Source organism: Dyadobacter sp., assembly GCF_039919315.1.
In the GTDB taxonomy this organism is placed as follows: Bacteria; Bacteroidota; Bacteroidia; order Cytophagales; family Spirosomataceae; genus Dyadobacter.
On the sequence record NZ_JBDSFX010000039.1, the window covers coordinates 34,834 to 53,206 of the forward strand.

Genomic DNA, 18,373 nt, shown 5'->3' on the forward strand with positions numbered 1-18,373 from the left:
TGCCCAAAACATAACATTGGCACACTTTTAATGTTTCCTCCTCTTATGCCAACACAGCCGCTTTTACAATTTACAGGAAAAAGTATATACTGCACCGTTGCAGACGCACACATAGATCCGTGGATACCCGTGGACCGCGCGATCATTACACATGCGCACAGCGACCATGCGCGTTGGGGAAGCAAGCATTATCTTGCCCATAAAGACAGTGAGCCGATTTTACGCCTGAGATTGGGCCAGGACATTTCGTTGCAAACAGTCGAGTATGGCGAGAAATTTGTGATCAATGGTGTTACTTTTTCAATGCACCCTGCGGGACATATCATTGGTTCAGCCCAGGTTAGGGTGGAACACAAAGGAGAGGTTTGGGTTGCCAGCGGCGACTATAAGCTGGAAGATGATCATTTCGCGCCTCCATTTGAACCGGTGAGGTGCCATGTGTTTATCACCGAATCTACTTTTGGGTTACCTATTTATAAATGGCAGCCCCAACACGAAATCATGACGGAGATTGATAACTGGTGGGCTCAAAATAAAGCGGAAGGCAAAGCGAGTGTGTTAATGGGCTACTCGCTGGGCAAAATGCAGCGAATTTTGAAGAATATTCAATTGCAGGACAAAACAATTTACGCACACGGGGCAATTTATACATTGAATGAAAGATTGAGACAAGCAGGGTTTGACCTGCCTGAACTGACCTTGGTAACCAAAGAAACAGATCGAAAACTATTCAAAGGCTCGCTAGTACTGGCGCCACCCTCCGTGGATAGCAGTACCTGGATCAAGAAATTTAATCCCTACTCCTTAGGCTACTGCTCGGGCTGGATGGCATTGCGTGGGGCGAAAAACCGTCGGGCGGTAGATCAGGGATTTGTGCTGAGCGATCATGTCGACTGGCCGGATCTGAACACGGCGGTGAGAGAGACCGGGGCTGAGAAAGTTTACGTCACCCACGGGTATACCAGTATTTTTTCAAGATGGTTGAACGAAAACGGCATTGAGGCGGGAGAAGTGACCACCATGTATGGGAATGAGGATGAAAACGAAGAGGAGGAAACGGTCCAGGATGCCACTGTGGCGCAGGATGCTTATCAGCAGCACAAAGATGCGCTGAATGATACCGAAGTTATCAATGATCAAACGGAAACCGGCGCATGAAACAATTCGCAGAACTTTTCATGAACCTGGACCGTACCAACAAAACCAACGCAAAGGTGGAGTTGATGAAAAACTATTTCCTTACCGCCTCGGACGAGGATAAACTTTGGGCGCTGACGCTTTTTACCGGCAGAAGACCCTCCTTCAAAGTAAACCGGACGATGGTAAAAGAATGGGCGGCGCAGGAAGCCGCGATTCCAATGTGGCTGTTTCAGGAAAGTTATCAGAGTGTAGGGGATCTGGGCGAAACGATTTCGCTGCTTTTGCCGAGAAATCAAACTTTGGCTTCTGATAAATCACTGACCGAATGGTTTCACTATCTCGGACTTTTACCGGCAATGACGGACGAGGAAAAGCATGATCACATTGTGCAGGCCTGGATGCAACTTTCACAGCATGAGACTTTTGTATTCAACAAACTTTTAATGGGCAGTTTCCGTATCGGCGTGTCACAAACTCTGGTCGTAAGAGCATTGGCCGAGGCGACCGAGACGGATTCCAATATCATTGCTCACCGGGTAATGGGGCAATGGGACCCGCGGGATACGACTTTTGAAAAACTCATTCTGGATAAGGGGGAAAACGATAATGCTTCCAGACCATATCCTTTCTTTCTGGCTTACCCCATTGAAGGTGACGTATCGGATTTGGGGGAGGCAAATGACTGGTTTGCAGAGTGGAAATGGGACGGCATTCGGTCGCAGATCATTTATAGGAACAATGAACTGTTCATCTGGACGCGTGGGGAGGAATTATCGACCGAGAAGTTTCCGGAACTGCATTTCTTGAGTGAGGTTTTGCCGAATGGTACTGTTTTGGATGGTGAAATCGTCAGTTATATGGATGATAAACCCATGCCTTTCAATGTGTTGCAAACCCGCATTGGTCGAAAAAATCTTTCAAAAAAAGTATTGGAAGAAGCACCAGTGGCATTTCTTGCTTATGACATTTTGGAAGCCAATGGTGTTGATATCAGAGGTTTGACACAGGAGCAGCGTCGGGCAGAATTGGAGTTGGTCCATCAGAATGTCCCAAAACAGTTTGTGTTCAACTTATCTCCGCTTATCGATTTCAGGGAATGGCCGGTACTGAGTGAGTTGCACGGACTTTCCAGGCAGAATATTGCGGAAGGTTTTATGATCAAAAGGAAAAGCAGTATCTATCAGGTTGGTCGTAAAAAGGGAGATTGGTGGAAGTGGAAAATCAATCCGCTGAGCGTGGATGCCGTACTGATATATGCCCAAAAAGGCTCCGGGCGTCGAGCAGAGCTTTTTACCGATTATACTTTCGCAGTTTGGGGAGAGGATGGTAAGCTGGTACCATTTGCCAAAGCCTATTCCGGCCTGACAGATGTTGAAATCGGGCAGGTGGATTATTTTATTAAACGAAATATCCTTGAAAAATTCGGCCCGGTTAGAACCGTGAAGCCAGAACTGGTTTTTGAAATTGGTTTTGAAGGCATTAACGAATCTTCAAGACATAAATCAGGAATCGCAGTGCGGTTTCCTAGGATATTGCGGTGGAGGAGGGATAAGAAAGCAGAGGAGGCTGATACTCTGGAAGGGTTGAAAGATATTTTGGAAATGTATAAATAAGTTCTTATCACCTACTTTAAAGAGGTTGCGTATTTTTTGGAGTCAAATATTTTGTCTAACAACCGCTTCAATTTCTTCATAACCGGCTTTTCGAACCATCTGTGAATAGCAATGCTGACAAGGCAGACAATGATCAATGTGACAATGAGTTCTGTCAGTTCAAAAGCAATACCCTCGACCTTAAAACGCTTAAAAACCAGCCGAATAAAGGCATATATGACAAATGGATGAACCAGGTACATCGCATAGCTGGCATCGCCGAGCAGGATTGCAAGCGCGTGGAGCTTATTTTTCGGATTAACCCTCCGTTCCAAAACCAGGAACATGTTGGTCACAAAAAATGCGGGAATTCCAAAAACTAAAAAACGATAAACGCGGGGGTCGTAAAGATGATCGGCGATAATTAAAAACCCAAACGAAAGGACTCCCAGAACGATTCCTAAACTTTGAACAGATGAGGATGGGGCAACTTTCTGCTGTGTCCAATAGTAAAATAGCAGGCTTCCGATCACAAATTCCAAAACAATGCTTCCACTGTAAAAAGACAGAACATAATTGGTGGGTGGATAGATATTGAAAGCCAATACAAACAGAGACAGGAATAACAGGCAAATGGTCATGCCTTTTTTGCCTCCTAAAAAGCCAGTGCAAATAGCAATGACCACATAAAAAAACATCTCATAATTCAATGTCCATCCCAATGAAAGTATAGGGCCGCTGCCTTTCATCCGGTAAGGAATAAATAGCAATGATTTTATGATAGCGTCAGAATTTATGATGACATTTCGAAACCAGGTAGGTTTAAATATAAATAATACGACTGTCAGCAATGTCATGAACCAATAAATGGGCACAATTCGGACAAGGCGGCGGTATAAAAATGCGTCAGGGTTTTTATCAATGATGTAAGCCATAATAAAGCCGCTGATAATGAAGAATATATCTACCCCAAAGCTGCCAACGGCTGGTTTTACAAATTCAAAATGTGCGAAAACAACGAGCAGGGCAGCAATGGCACGAAGAATTTGGATACTATTTAGCATAATGGTCCGATTGAATTGGCGTTAGTGTGTTTATTTATAAATCCTGTGACGATGTGATGGCTACCCTCAGAATTTGAACAAAAGTAGTTATTTTGGTTTCAATTGGACAATGCAGAATTTCTGCAAATGGTATGGTATTTGAGTATTTCGATCAATTTAACTTCAATTTCAAATCCTTTGGCCAAATCCCCAGGACATACCCTCGCTGAACAATGGTTTAAATCCAAAAAATGGAAATGGGCGACATTTCAAAAAGAAGCGGCGGAGGCTTATCTGGATGGGAAAAGCGGCCTGGTGAATGCGCCGACGGGAAGCGGGAAGACTTACTCGCTCTGGGTTCCCATTCTGATCCGCCATATAAATGAAAAAGCCAACAAAGAGCTTAAAGCAAAGCGGGGATTACAGGTACTCTGGATCACACCTTTGCGAGCACTTTCCAAAGACTTATTCCGTAATATGGAAACTGCTGCGTTGGAGATGAACCTTACCTGGCGGGTTGGAATCCGGACTGGCGACACTAATACCAAAGACAAAAACGACCAGAAAAAGCAGATGCCGGATGCGCTGATCATTACGCCCGAAAGTCTCCACATTCTTTTTGCGCAAAAAAACAGTTCTGAAATCTTCAAAAACCTGCATACGGTTGTCGTTGATGAATGGCATGAACTGATGGGAAGCAAGCGCGGAACGCAGACGGAGCTTGCATTGGCAAGGTTAAGAAGCATGATACCCGATTTGCAAACCTGGGGTATTTCGGCGACCATTGGAAATTTGGATGAGGCGAAACATGTTTTGCTGGGCATGAAATTTCCGGTTGCAAAATCCGTAGTGATCAAAGCAAATACTGATAAAAAGATATTAGTCGAAAGCATTATTCCCGAGAGAGTTCAGACATTGCCCTGGTCGGGTTATATGGGCACTAGACTGGTGGACCAGGTTGTGGAGGTTGTGAATCAGAGCAAAACGACTTTGCTTTTTACCAATACCCGCTCAGGAACGGAGATATGGTACCGAACGATCATTGATAAGTATCCTGAATTCGCCGGTATTATGGCATTACACCACGCCTCGCTCGATCGGGAAATTCGGGATTGGGTGGAGGAGGCTTTGCACGATGAAAGATTAAAATTGGTGATCTGTACGGCAAGTCTGGATTTGGGTGTGGATTTCCGGCCAGTCGATACAGTTATACAGGTAGGTAGCCCGAAAAGCATAGCCCGGTTTATACAGCGTGCGGGACGTAGCGGGCACCGGCCTGGTGTGGATAGTAAAATTTATTTCTGTCCTACTAATGCTTTGGAGCTGATTGAAGCCGTTTCGCTACGGGAAGGAGTAAAGAAAAACATTTTGGAAGATCGTCCGCCGGTCGCGCATGCATTTGATGTATTGGCGCAATGGATGATGACTTTGGCCGTGGGGGAGGGTTTTGATGAAGCGCAGTTGTTTGAGGAAGTTTGTGATGCCTATGGTTATCAATATCTAAATCGGCAGGAATGGGAGTGGCTTTTAGGATACATTACCACCGGAAGTTCATCGCTGTTGGTTTATGACGAATACAAAAAAGTGGAACGAATTGACGGGTTGTATAAGGTTACCAGTCGGCGTGTTGCCTTGCGTCACAGGCTGAGCATGGGAACGATCGTTTCGGAAACCGGCATTAAGGTTAAATTACAATCCGGAAAATATCTTGGAACTGTTGAAGAATCGTTCGTCACCTGGATGAAAACCGGGGACGTATTCACATTTGCGGGAATGACTGTCGAGTTCGTGAGGCTGCACGAAATGACCGTTACCGTTAAAAAAGCCGAAGGTAAAAAAGGATTTTTAGTGCGTTGGGCTGGCGGGCGGATGCCACTTTCTTCCCAACTATCCGCATTTATCCGAGAGCGATTAGCTGATGCGATTGAAAACCCGCATAAGGAATTAGAATTGGCCAAAATGCAGCCATTATTAGAATTGCAAAGAGACCGTTCGATGATCCCGAAAACGGACGAGCTTCTCATCGAGCAATGCGAAACGCGGGAAGGTTACCATGTTTTTATTTTCCCGTTTGAAGGACGTTTGGTACATGAAGGAATGTCGATCATTTTAGCGTACCGCATCAGTAAGCTGACGCCCATTACATTCTCAGTGGCAATGAATGATTACGGATTTGAGTTGCTGAGTGATCAATATGTTGATTTTGAAAAGATTATGAAAGAGGTAGATCTCTTTTCGACCAAACATTTGGTGGATGATATATATCAAAGTGTAAATGCGACGGAAATGGCGAAAAGGAAATTCAGGGAAATTGCAGCGATTTCGGGGTTAATGTTTCAAGGCTATCCGGGAAAGAATATGAAAACGAGACAGTTGCAGGCTTCCAGTTCGCTGCTTTTTAATGTAGTGAGCAAGTATGAAGACAATAATCTGCTCGTCAAGCAGGCATATCAGGAGGTTTTGACGTATCAATTAGAGGAAGTGCGTATGCGGCAGGCGCTGGACAGGATCGCAAATCAGAAAATTATTGTTAAACAAACCAGTAAACCCACGCCTTTCTCATTCCCTATTATGGTGGACAGGTTGCGGGAGCAATTAACGTCGGAAAAGCTGGATGACCGTATCCAGAAAATGATCAAACAGTACAGTGATGCAGATTGAAATCAGAGAAAACCATTTTTTACTACTTACACAAAGGGCCATTTTTTGGCAAGAAACACAGACATTATTGATTGGAGACCTTCATTTAGGCAAAATCACCCATTTCAGAAAGGAAGGCATCGCGGTACCAGCCAATGCAATTGAAAACAATTTCAAAAGACTGAACGAGCTAGTCCAAAATACCGGCGCAACCCGCATTATCTTTCTCGGTGACTTATTTCATGCCCAATACAATGCGGAATGGGAGCTTTTTAAAAACTGGCGCACGGAGCATCATTACATTGAAATGCTGATCGTGATTGGGAACCACGATATTTTGCCGGTAAGTCTTTTTCTGGAAGCTGATATGGAAGTGTATCTTAATGATTTCGAAGAAGGTAATTTCGTCTTCACTCACCACCCGAAAGTCGAAGCGATTTTAGATAAATTCATCTTCGCCGGCCACGTACATCCTGTTTTTACAACTCACGGGAAGGGGCGCCAAAGTGTGCGGCTTCCCTGCTTTGTCATCGATAATCACCAAGCCATTGTTCCAAGTTTTGGGGTATTTACAGGAGGTTTTCAAATGGAGCTAGCTAAGAACAGGAAGATTTACATTACGACGGAAACAAAGGTTTTTTCTGTTTGTTAGGAGTTGACATTCAATTAGTTATATTAAAACCGGAAAAATATGGAATCTGATTCCATATTTTTCCGGTTTTTTCAATTGGTTGATTATAAGGTATTTAAATTAAGTCACATACCTTTCATATCATTATAATTCTTCTCCAACTTAGCAATAAAAGTCACGACAAGTAGCTGGCTTACAATGTCTTCGCGCATGGCAGGTGTTACATTCGCTAAGTTTTCGGAAAATAAAAAGTACTCAACCATTGCATTCAACGACGTGATTACTTCGCTCGCATGGTCGGTCAGGAAAAACGCACGAATGATTTCAAACTGCTGCTTTAATGCGTGTTCGCTGCCGTTAGAAAAATCAAATGCGCCGATTGCTGACTGTGTTTTGGAATTGGGTAGTGTGTTCATAATATAGTTAGAAGTTTGGTTAATGTTTGATTAAGCTTAGCCCGGATGTTCATGTGTCAGACGTAGCTCCGGGCTTTTTCTGACCGTGATTTTGTTGTTTTTTTACGACAAAATTTAGATAAAAAAATATTATTTCGGACGGTAGCTGACTACCGTTTTGATTTCTATATCTCCATATTCTTCAAGTATTTGTCTCATTCTTTTTTCAGTTATACTACCACCGTGCGTATAGTCTCGCCAAGCATAAGTTAGTCTACCTTTCTTCTGATCTGCGGGAAGATTTTTGTAAATATTTTCCAGAAACCATTTGAATGCCTCGTCAATCGAAGAAAAAGTAATCATGATGATAAAAGTAATTGTTTTGTTGAAAAAAACAACAAATTATTTAAAATGCACCGAAACAAATATTTGTTTGATACGACCATTCTGATCAACTCCTTTTACTTTTAGCTCAGGGGAAGGAGTATCTTCATTGATAAACACTTGATTATGAATCTGTTTAATGTAGCCAACTTTTATGTTCCCTTTAAAAAGCGCGATCGCATGTTTGTCATGTTTATTTTCAGGCTCTCTCTTAAAAGTTAGAATATCATCTTTTTGGACACAGCCTCTGGGTAAATTCAAATGAGAAATACCCGCTAAATCAGTGACGAAATGAAGACCTCGTTTGGGATAATAAACGGCAAGAAATTCAAAGTTATCAGTTGGCGATTTGCCTTGGGTAAGAGCTAGTATGTCAAAAGTATCGGCTATCTCGGCTGCCTCCCAAAACGATAAAAGCTCTTTTCTGTCGGGTCTTTCCTTTGATATTACTCTTTGTACGAGTAATTGCTCTACCTGATCAGGGGATAATTCCGGGGCATTCTTAAATCCAAAGAAAAATTCAAGCCCCCGTTTTTTGGCGCTTTCAAATCCATCATCACAATACTCAAAGGTTATCCCTTCCGATTTATTGCGTTTGATCTTCGCAATGATAAATCTTCGTGAACCCTCCGCCTCTTTCCAGGCAATAAAAATTTTTCTAGCTAACACTTAAATATTCTTTTAAACGCTCAAACCGCGCAACAAGCAAAGCTTTTATCAATGATTTACGAGGCAAACTTAGGTAGGTTTCTCCGACCTTTCCAACAACTTCACTGTCAATGTCATCAATCGTCTTAATCATTTTTTTAGCTGTAATGTTCCCGAAAAACAAATCACTGACCTCTTGAAATATTTCAGGTTCAGCCTTGGCGACATTGCAAACCAACTCAAAAGAATTGATCTTCTTATCATTCCAACAAATTTCGTGTTTACTCCGGTCGAGATATGAAGACAACTGCCTTTTGTTTGTCAACAGTTCATGCATTCGTTGATCTGTAAGTTCTCTTCCTAGACAAGACCCGGAATCGTAAATCGGAGAGAAACTCGCCGTGCGTTTAACTTTCAAGTCTAGTCGTCCTTCTAAATCATAGGTTATTTTTGATTTAAGGAAAGGAATATAATTGCGCCAGCTTCTTTTAGGAATTAATTTAAAATCTGTTGGTTTCTGAGGTATAAAGTGCAACTCGATGATAAATGCCCAATTCTCTGTATGTCTGTCAGTATTTCCTATTAGTGCATCAAACAGAATGATTTGAATGAAATTCTTCTTGAAAGGTCTAAATTCCCCCGTTTGCTCACAAAGTGTCATGATTTGCTGGAAAGAATGAACCGGCTTGTTCGACATTTGAAAACCGGGCAAATAATCCCTCAAAACATCTATACCATGATATAATTGATGTAGCGTATTGGGAACCATGGACTTTGATAAGCAACCTAAAGTGCCATGATAGGAAGCGGCGTCATATGTTAGTAAAGGAAATCCTGCCAGCAACCCTATCTCACTGGCAATGATTTCGGACCAGAATTCCGCAGGATATTTAGCGGATGATTGTTTGAAAAAGTATTCTTCATCTGTTTCTGGATTTGAGAATATTTTTTGAGGACGAGATCCCTTTGACGGAGAACTCCATTCATTATTTGTCCAACCGGAAATATCAATAAATCTGGCCAAAATTTTCTGAGCGTGTGATGGATTTACTCAAATAAGTGGCGGCCTAAAATGTTGACGGTTGTCTTAATTCATCCGCAGTGATCTTATTCCGGCAGTCAGGTTTGCAAATCCTCTGTGAATTGCAAATATATCATTTTACTTGCCAAATGAATCACCATTCAGTGCGCCACAAAAACCAAAGTCGGGAAGTTAAAAAGCCAGCTAGCGGTAAAATTTGTCGATTTTACCGTTAGCTGGCTTTTGATATAATAACTACTCAATTCCCAATCGCCGCATCCCGCACACCCTCGCGCAACGGTTTCTTTATACCAACTCCCCCCATCCACTCCACAATCTCCCCATACCTCCCATTCCACGGGTTAAAAAATTGCGTGATCATGGGTATGTGTTTTTTCTTCTCCTGAATGTGATACGGAGTTCCAGGAGCGTATTGTTGCAAAGCTTTAATGAACTTTTCATTGCTTGTCATGATCGAAGGATAACTTCTGCCACCACGATAAATGATCATAGGCGGCATATTTTTATGCAAATGATAAAGTGGTGTTGCTTTTTTCCAGGTTCCGGGATTGTTTGTAAACGTATTGAGATAGGTATTGCCCGGCGGAAATTTTTCGTCCATAAGATAGCCATACATATCCAGTCCGGCTGCGTCGATCAGGATTATTCCGGCGACTGGATTTTCGATCCCGAGATTTTGGAAATACTGATCGTCAATGGAAACCAATGCTGCCAGATGGCCACCTGCTGAATGTCCCGACAGGAATATCCGTTCTGGATTGCCTCCGTATTGTGCGATATTTTCCTTCACCCATTTTACAGACCTGGCTGTGGACTCGGCCATTTCATCATATTTGGCTAAGGGGCTGAGCGGGTAATCGATAATGACATAAACCACACCTTTCTTTGCCCAGTGATTTCCAATGATATTGTATTGTGATTTCTTGCCTGAATTCCAGTTGCCGCCATGAACAAAGATGATCACGTCGTGCGGTTTCTTTTTCTTTTTTGGAGCGAAAATGCTGAGTTGCTGTTCGGGAATGGATTTCCCGGCTGGCTGGTACACAATATCTTTTGACCTCGTAATCCTCTTGAAAGAACAGCCGGAAAGTGTCAGCAAAAAAGCGCCCAGAATAATGGTCAGGACTATTAATGTAACCCTGGCCTCACTTTTGATTTGTTGATGTCTAGTCATAATACAAGACATACGTACAAGTGCATACGAAAGATTAAATCAGCTAATAGTGAGTGGCTGTGAGCCGCTGTCCATGACAAGGTGCCGGGTAATGGCCTTAATTAATTCCTCGGCTTTAAATGGCTTTGTGACAAAACCATTAAAATTACACGCGATAATTTCAGGCGTTTCTTCTGCGAATGTGTCGGCCGTAAATGCGATAACCGGCACGTGCGCATGTCGTGGAAAAAAGGTTTGGATCTTTTTCATCGCCGTGATACCATCCATTACCGGCATTTGAATATCCATTAAAATCAGGTCGAATTCGCCTCCTTCTAACGCGCCAAGAACCTCTTTGCCATTATTGCAGATCACGAATTTGGCCTCCCATTTGGTCAGCAGGTGCCTGAGTAAAATCTGGTTGGCGAGAATGTCTTCTGCGGCCAGGATCCGGTAGCCTCGCAATGATAAGCTGGCAGGGTGGCTCACTTTTTCTTCCTCATACGAAGTACTTCCTTTTCCAAAATTCAATATGACACTGAAAGTCGTACCTTCTCCAAGCTTGCTTTTGGCCGATATCGAGCCCTTCATTAGTTCGGTTATTTTCCGGGTGATGGTCAAACCCAGGCCGGTTCCGCCAAAATAATGGGTAGCGTCGTTGTGATGTGCCTGAGCAAAACTATCGAAAATCATGCTGAGCTTATCTTCTGAAATACCGATTCCCGAGTCAGAGACCTCGATTCTCAGGTCTACATTTTCCCTATGATCCTCCTGCAAATGGACTGAAACCGTGATAATGCCGCCATCCTCAGTGAATTTGATGGAGTTGCCGATCAGATTCACCAGTATCTGGTTTAGGCGATAAGCATCACCCATGATGATCTGTGGAACATCATCTTCAAAATGGAAACTAAGGTCAATCGCTTTTTCCTTTGCCTGCATCTCAAAGGTTTTATGCAGGTAGCTGAGCTTTTCCCGGAGATCAAATTCGAATTTTTCGAGTAAAAACTTACCTGCCTCAATCTTGGAAAAATCAAGAATATCATTCAGGATCACCATTAGATTATCAGCCGAATATTTGATGGTTTTAAGATGCTGTCGGTCTTGTTCCGAAAAATCGCTGGTCAGCAGCAAATCCGTAAACCCTATGATCGCATTCATCGGGGTCCGGATCTCGTGGCTCATGGTCGATAAAAAATCAGACTTGATCCGGGTAGCTTCTTCGGCGTCCTTTTTGGCCTGTATCAATTCTTTTTCCACCTGTTTCCGGCTGGTAATGTCAATTGCTGTGCCCAAAACTTCCTGAACCGCCCCTTTTTCGTTTCGTTTGAAAGGTACTTCCCGGGTAATGATCCAGATTTCCGCTCCGCTCTTGTGTTTCAACCGAAATTCCTTTTCAACAATTTCGCCATCCTTTACCCACCGCCGCATATAATGATAATGCTTGTGGAAAATCAGCTGATCCTGAGTATTAATAATCTTGGAAAAACCATTGTTGGCATCTACAATAAGATCGTCTTCTGTGTAGCCTAATATCTTCCTGATTTGTTTATTATGAAAAATATTAGTCCATTTTTCAATATCAATCACATAAATGATGTTGGGGGAGAGTAAGGCTACTTTATTGATAAATTCTTCTTTTTCAGCGAGTTCGTGCTGAGCGGCGTCTCTTCTCTTCTCCACTTCGAGCATCTGAAACATGGTGTGAAAGGCCTTGGCAAGCTTCTCAGGCGTTATCCCGGACTTAGGAAAATAGTCCAGCGCTCCTGCTTTCATCATGTCTACCGCAATCCGCTCGTCACCTTGCGGCGTCAGTATAATGACCGGCAACTGCGTGGCTATCTTTTTGATCCTTTTCAGCAGTTCCAACCCATTGGTTCTGGGCAACTGATAGTCAAGGAAAATACAGTCGGGAGTCCAGTCTTCGAGGGTTTTTAATGCATCCTCCGCAGATTTACAAACTTTTATTTCCCTAACTTCTACCCCCGATTTATTGATTGCACTGCAAAATTCCATCGCATCAATATCATCATCTTCAACAAGCAGAATGTTAAGTGGAGTCATGCATTTTGTTTTTAAATTATTCAGGAAATTCGCAAAGGGTCCAGTAGCTATTCAATGTAGAAACAGCAGAGATGAACCTGTCCATCGACAATGGTTTCAATATATAACCCGCTACATTCAAATTGAACGCTTCAATTTTGTCGCTATCCTCGTTAGAAGTAGTCATTACAAATACCGAGAGTGAGCTGAGTTCGGGGTCCTGCCGGATTTCTTTCAGAAATTCGATACCGCCCATTTTAGGCATATTGAGGTCGAGCAGCACGATTTTGGGACGCGGATTTTCGGGCGTATTTGCCCGGAGTACTGCCAGTGCTTCAATGCCGTTTTGGGCGACAATGAGCTTATTGGAGATGTTATTTTTCTTGAATGCACGTTTTACGTTCATTACATCTACTTCATCATCTTCTACCAGGAGTATGGTCATGGGAACCGGGTTTGAAAAAGACATCATTTGGTTTTTTAATCTTATATGTTCGGTTATCAAATATGGGTTATGCAATGGTTTCTGTGTGTTTTAATTCATTTTTTGGCCAGGTAAAAAAGAAGATAGTTCCCTCATTCATAGTAGTTTCAATGCGTATCACGCCGCCTTTTTCGTCAATGATCTTTTTTACAATTGCCAACCCGACACCGGTGCTTTCCAATACGTCCCGGGCTTGTAAAGTCTGGAAAATGACAAAGATTTTTTCATGATACTCCGGACTGATTCCCGGGCCATTATCTCCTACAAAAAATTCATATTCCGACTCGTTTTCCGTCCAGCCGATCGTCATTTCCACTTCCGGCTTATCATTGTATTTAATGCCATTGGAGATCAGGTTCTGCAAAATCTGGGTAAGCGTGATCTTCTCGGTTTCTATTTCAAGATTTTGGTTGCCTTTGACGGAAAAGCGGACAGGTTTTTTGGTACCAAAAGTCTCACAAAGGTCATCCACAAGGTTTTTGACAAGGAATTTTTCTTTGACCGTTTTAATGCGGCCTGCCCTCGAATAGGATAAAATTCCATTGATCAGGTTTTCCATTCTGTGTACCCGCGCGCGCAGCAACCTGAATTGATCCTTGTTCTCCTGGCTAAGCAAATCAGTAATGTCTTCCTCGATCCATTCCGACAAATTGTGGATCGCCCTCAGTGGCGCCTTCAGGTCATGACTTACCACGTAGGCAAACTGGTCCAGCTCAGCATTAATACGTTCCAGGTCGCGCATATAAGATTTTAGCCTCTTTTCCGCATTGACCCTTGCCGTTACATCGGAGAAAGTACCATTGTACCCAGCATGCTCATCATTCATAAACTGCGGACTCAATGATACGCCAAGCCATTTTTCCTCGCCCCGCGGTGTAGTGATCTGAACTGTATCATTCACAGTCTGCATTTTGGAATTTAAAATTTCAGCCACTTTCTCCTTTGAGTCCTGACTGGAAAAGAAATCCACCCAGTTGCGGCCAAGACTTTCATGTACAGGATAGCCCGTAATCGTTTTCCAGGCTTCATTCAGGTAAATAATGTTTCCATCCCGGTCCATCTGTACCAATACCTCCGAAATGCTGCTAACCACTTCCGCCAACCTTTTATTGGTCAACGCGGCTTCTTCCGTTTTTTCCTGTGCAATACGGGTTAGCTCACGGTTAGCTTTGAATAATTCACCTGAACTTTGTTCTAATATTAATTCCACACGGCCCAGATCGTCCTGGTATTCGGTATAAGCCTGGTGAACGGACAATAGAAAATCATGCATACCCGGATGTTCTGCCAGCTCGGGTGGCAATGATTTTCTGATCTGTCTTTTTAATAACCTATGATAATTAGTGTCTGTTATCTCAATCGTTGACATGCTACTGTTCCCTGAAAGTGGTAATGGTCATGGTTTGGTTATGAAGCTCACATAATGAGTCGCGGTTGAATGGCGCCAGCTCTCCGTATGAATAAAAACCAGTCATCACCGGTCCACCCAGTACTTCTGACACGCTCTCAACTTCTTCTTCTACCATTTGTTTGAGTACCAGTTTTCGGCCCACACAACTGACAAGAATGGCGAATTCAGGACTGTTAGTCAGCCCTTTGGATGCCGCATGTGCCGCTTCTTCTGCACCTGAGATCAGTCTGTCGTTATTTGCTTTCATCAATCTTACGAATGATCCTTGCGGTATATCGCCTGCAAATGTCAGGCTTTTGTCATCTTCGTTGATTCCCAGGATGGTCCGAACAACCGGTGCGCGCTCTTCGCTATCCCGCATGCTGAGTGGAAAAAGCAGTCCGGAAGAAGGAAGGTCCTTCGCTTTATCTCCCAAAAATGATTTGTAAAGGTCAAGTGCTGGCTGTCCGTCTATCTCAAAAAGCACATTCTCGGTAGACTTCGTAACCAGCCTGTCCAGTCCGAAGCTATCCCAGCCTCCGCGAGAACCAAAGCCAATAGAAAGAGCGTCTCCGTAAAAACCAATCGCTGCAACCGATTCACTTGCAATAACGCCGTCTGGTTCAACGATCAGGGTTTTTGAAAATTTTGCCCCGTCGCCAGCCAGTCCGCCGGTGAGGGTTACCTCGCTTTCGAGCCCTTCTAGCATTCCCTTAACCAGGTCTGTACCATTAACCCTGAGCCCGTCGGAAACGACAAATACGTGTTTTAATCCTTCGGTTGGAAGCTTGGCAACCAGTTGCCGCCCCGCCTCGATACTGCTATACTGAATGCTGCTCAGCGCTATTTTTGAACTTTTGACAGCTGTATTTTCAAAATGAATCCCCGTAATAATGATAGTATGATCCTTTACAAATTCGTTAGCGATTTCTCCTGCTGTGGAGCATCCCGAAAAGATTGCGTACGGGTACTTTTTTGCTAGCTGATTAATAATGTCACTTGTTTCCAGCAATTCCCTGTGCCCGAAAATAAAGAATAGCTGAGGAGTAAAAGAAAATCTTATTGGGGATGAATTGTCTGTATAAACGAACTGCTCAATGTTCATAAATAGGCATATTTTGGGACTTTAAGTTCGAACTACAATTTAAGGAAAACTTTTGACAGACGAATTAATTTTACAGCTAACTCTATGTAAATCTAGTAAATACGTCGTCTAGGCGATCGAAGGGAAAGAGATTCCCTTGATCTTTCTGAACAGTTCTACCGCGTACAAGTCTGTCATTCCTGATACAAAATCCAGTACCGTCTGGATCTTCGAATATTCATCGGTTTTCGAAGTAATGAACTGCTTGGGAATCAGGTCCACCAGCTTTCTAGTGTAGTGTGAATGATTATTCAGGTAGGCCGGAATAAATTCTTCTAGCAAGCCGCCCATTACCTTATAACCTGCCACTTCAATCTGCACAACGGAGGAATAGTTATAAATTTTGCTGACAGAAATCTTGGCAATGTCCTTCATCACCGCCCGGTAAGGTTCTGCAATTCCATCGATCAGGCTGAGATTGAAGTTTCCATCGAGTATTGGTTGTTGTTCGTTATAAAATAGTTCTGAACATGCACCGATCAATGTATTAATGGATTTTGCCCTGAGAAGACTGATTTTGGCGTCATCGTCATCAATGTCAGCTAATCTTTCGGGCATTTTCGGATCATTACAAAGCCTGAGCAAAAGTGTTTCTACATCATGGTATGACAGGATTTTGAGACGGTGAGCATCTTCGAGGTCAATGATGTTGTAGCAGATATCGTCGGCAGCTTCTACCAGATAAACCAGCGGGTGCCGTTTGTAAACCAGCGGAGAGTCCGTCACCTTGTCCAATTCTAAGTCATCCGCTATTTTTTGAAAACCCGATTGTTCCGACTGGAAAAAGCCGTACTTCTTGGTATGGATTTGTGACTTATTATGTCCCGCCAGCGACTCGCAGGGATATTTGGCAATAGACGCCAGCGTCGAATACGTGAGGGCGAAACTGCCGTAACCTTTTCCTGCGTAGGGATGCGTCAGAATGCGAAAAGCATTAGCATTTCCTTCAAAATGTATCAGGTCGGTCCATTGCGCTTCCGTTACGATGTTTTTGTATTTCAATCCGGCATCGTCGGTGAAGTAATGTGAAATAGCAGCTTCGCCAGAATGCCCGAATGCGGGATTACCCAGGTCATGCGCCAGGCATGCAGCCGAAACAATGTTACCTATCTCGCTAATAAGCGGCAATTGGTTGTCGATATCCGGGTCGTCACTTTTCAATTTATTATAAAAAATCCTTCCGAGTGACTTTCCTACACTGGCTACTTCCAGGCTGTGTGTAAGCCGGTTATGAACAAAAACGCTGCCCGGAAGCGGGAAAACCTGTGTTTTATTCTGCAACCTGCGGAATGGAGAAGAAAATATCAGCCGGTCGTAATCACGCTGAAATTCAGATCGGGCCTCAGCGGGATCAGGATTGTACTTGTCTTCACTTCCCCAACGCTTGGCAGAAAGTAATTTTTCCCACTTCATCATCTTTAAAATTTGTGCGTGGCAAAGCTAACTGCTTTCGGCAATTACTGAAAATTACAGCATGTAATCAGGCGGTACAAAGTATGGCGGCAATGGTAGTTTCAAACAGCCTGTCCCTTTTACTTTTATCAGAATGAATTGTAAAATCCCAAATAGCCTGTGTATGAAAAAGATATCGATACTAGCCTGTCTGATCAGCCTCATGATCATTTCCGGTGCTTTTGCATTTGAAAATAAAGAGGAGAAACTGGCGCGGCAAATGGCGGAAACAGCGAATGCTTTCCTGAAATCACTTTCACCGGAACAGCAAAAAGAAACAGTGCTGTCCTACACCGATCCGGCCCGGTTTGATTGGAACTTTACACCCCGGGCACGCAAGGGACTGACATTTAAAGGAATGGATGCCAATCAGCGAAAAGCTGCTATGGCGATGGTCAGCCTGGTTTTGAGTCAGGAAGGTTACAGTAAGGCGGAGCAGATCATTGATCTGGAAAATGTGCTGAGAGTAGTGGAAACCCGCCCGGCGAATGATTCTTACCGCGATCCTGAAAACTATGCATTCCTTGTTTTTGGCACACCTGGTAACAATCTCTGGGGCTGGCGCATGGAAGGCCATCATTTATCCCTGCATTTTTCGTCCATGAATGGTCAGGTTACTTACACGCCGAGCTTTATGGGCAGTAATCCGGGGCAGGTCCTGGCGGAAGTGCCTCAGAAAGGGAAACGGATATTGAAAGCAGAGCAGGACCTGGCATTTGAACTGCTCAACAGCCTCAATGAATCTCAGGCACAAAAGGCGTCGCTGGGGGCAAAGGCTCCTAACGAAATGTTTACTTCCAATTCCAGAAAAGCCTCATTAGAGAAAATGGAAGGGATTCCAATGGGCGAAATGACTGCCGCGCAGAAGGCGATGTTCAAAAACCTGATCATGGCTTATCTGCAGCGTTATCACGTTACCCTGAAAAATCAGCAGTGGAGCCAGCTTGAAAAAGGTGACCTGAACCAAATACATTTTGCCTGGATGGGGGATCAAAAACCAGAAATAGGGATGGGACACGGACATTACTACCGCATTCACGGCCCTACTTTCCTCATTGAGTTCGATAATACCCAAAACGGAGGCAACCATATCCATTCAGTTGTGAGAGATCTTACCAATGATTTTGGAGAAGATATGTTGAAGGCGCATTATGAAAAGGGGCATGGGAAGTAGCGAGCAGACTGAAAAGTT

The 18,373-nt window shown here is 43.5% G+C and carries 16 protein-coding genes; 5 read left to right on the forward strand and 11 right to left on the reverse strand.

Annotated features, from left to right (window positions below; all coding sequences use genetic code 11):
• The first annotated feature begins 45 nt into the window (after positions 1-45).
• Positions 46-1,158, forward strand: coding sequence for a ligase-associated DNA damage response exonuclease (locus ABIO93_RS11000; RefSeq protein WP_348067468.1), 1,113 nt, complete (start codon positions 46-48; stop codon positions 1,156-1,158).
• The gene (locus ABIO93_RS11005; RefSeq protein ID WP_348067470.1) at positions 1,155-2,753 is read left to right on the forward strand and encodes an ATP-dependent DNA ligase; all 1,599 of its coding nucleotides are present in this window, start codon (positions 1,155-1,157) and stop codon (positions 2,751-2,753) included. The genes ABIO93_RS11000 and ABIO93_RS11005 overlap by 4 nt, the downstream gene beginning before the upstream one ends.
• An 11-nt stretch (positions 2,754-2,764) precedes the next feature.
• Here the strand turns inward: ABIO93_RS11005 and ABIO93_RS11010 are convergent, their stop codons facing one another.
• Positions 2,765-3,796, reverse strand: coding sequence for an acyltransferase (locus ABIO93_RS11010; protein WP_348067472.1), 1,032 nt, complete (start codon positions 3,794-3,796; stop codon positions 2,765-2,767).
• 177 nt (positions 3,797-3,973) lie between these two features.
• Between ABIO93_RS11010 and ABIO93_RS11015 the strand changes: the two genes are divergently transcribed.
• A complete protein-coding gene (locus ABIO93_RS11015) occupies positions 3,974-6,436 on the forward strand; it encodes a ligase-associated DNA damage response DEXH box helicase (RefSeq protein ID WP_348067474.1) in 2,463 nt (820 codons plus the stop codon).
• Entirely contained in the window at positions 6,426-7,067 is a 642-nt protein-coding gene (gene pdeM, locus ABIO93_RS11020; protein ID WP_348067476.1) for a ligase-associated DNA damage response endonuclease PdeM, read from the forward strand. The genes ABIO93_RS11015 and pdeM overlap by 11 nt, the downstream gene beginning before the upstream one ends.
• A gap of 104 nt (positions 7,068-7,171) precedes the next feature.
• Here the strand turns inward: pdeM and ABIO93_RS11025 are convergent, their stop codons facing one another.
• The 10 genes from ABIO93_RS11025 to ABIO93_RS11070 form a co-directional block, all read right to left on the reverse strand.
• Positions 7,172-7,462, reverse strand: coding sequence for a hypothetical protein (locus tag ABIO93_RS11025; protein ID WP_348067478.1), 291 nt, complete (start codon positions 7,460-7,462; stop codon positions 7,172-7,174).
• 129 nt (positions 7,463-7,591) lie between these two features.
• Positions 7,592-7,804, reverse strand: coding sequence for a hypothetical protein (locus ABIO93_RS11030; protein ID WP_348067480.1), 213 nt, complete (start codon positions 7,802-7,804; stop codon positions 7,592-7,594).
• 39 nt (positions 7,805-7,843) lie between these two features.
• A complete protein-coding gene (locus ABIO93_RS11035; RefSeq protein ID WP_348067482.1) occupies positions 7,844-8,494 on the reverse strand; it encodes an HIRAN domain-containing protein in 651 nt (216 codons plus the stop codon).
• The gene (locus tag ABIO93_RS11040) at positions 8,484-9,497 is read right to left on the reverse strand and encodes a hypothetical protein (protein ID WP_348067483.1); all 1,014 of its coding nucleotides are present in this window, start codon (positions 9,495-9,497) and stop codon (positions 8,484-8,486) included. Before ABIO93_RS11040 ends, ABIO93_RS11035 begins: the two co-directional genes overlap by 11 nt.
• 256 nt (positions 9,498-9,753) lie before the next feature.
• Positions 9,754-10,689 (reverse strand): alpha/beta hydrolase, encoded by a 936-nt coding sequence (locus tag ABIO93_RS11045; protein WP_348067485.1) that lies wholly within the window; start codon positions 10,687-10,689, stop codon positions 9,754-9,756.
• 39 nt (positions 10,690-10,728) lie between these two features.
• Positions 10,729-12,732, reverse strand: a complete 2,004-nt coding sequence (locus tag ABIO93_RS11050; RefSeq protein ID WP_348067487.1) for a response regulator — start codon at positions 12,730-12,732, stop codon at positions 10,729-10,731.
• A 16-nt stretch (positions 12,733-12,748) separates the two neighbouring features.
• Entirely contained in the window at positions 12,749-13,156 is a 408-nt protein-coding gene (locus tag ABIO93_RS11055) for a response regulator (RefSeq protein ID WP_348067489.1), read from the reverse strand.
• 67 nt (positions 13,157-13,223) lie between these two features.
• On the reverse strand, positions 13,224-14,564 hold the full coding sequence (locus ABIO93_RS11060; protein ID WP_348067491.1) for an ATP-binding protein: 1,341 nt from the start codon (positions 14,562-14,564) through the stop codon (positions 13,224-13,226).
• A 1-nt stretch (position 14,565) separates the two neighbouring features.
• Positions 14,566-15,690 carry an FIST N-terminal domain-containing protein gene (locus ABIO93_RS11065; protein WP_348067493.1) on the reverse strand — a complete coding sequence of 375 codons (1,125 nt, stop codon included), beginning with the start codon at positions 15,688-15,690 and terminating at the stop codon, positions 14,566-14,568.
• Positions 15,691-15,798: 108 nt separating this feature from the next.
• Entirely contained in the window at positions 15,799-17,145 is a 1,347-nt protein-coding gene (locus tag ABIO93_RS11070; protein WP_348067495.1) for a deoxyguanosinetriphosphate triphosphohydrolase, read from the reverse strand.
• 160 nt (positions 17,146-17,305) lie between these two features.
• Between ABIO93_RS11070 and ABIO93_RS11075 the strand changes: the two genes are divergently transcribed.
• Entirely contained in the window at positions 17,306-18,355 is a 1,050-nt protein-coding gene (locus ABIO93_RS11075; RefSeq protein ID WP_348067497.1) for a DUF3500 domain-containing protein, read from the forward strand.
• Positions 18,356-18,373 lie beyond the last annotated feature (18 nt).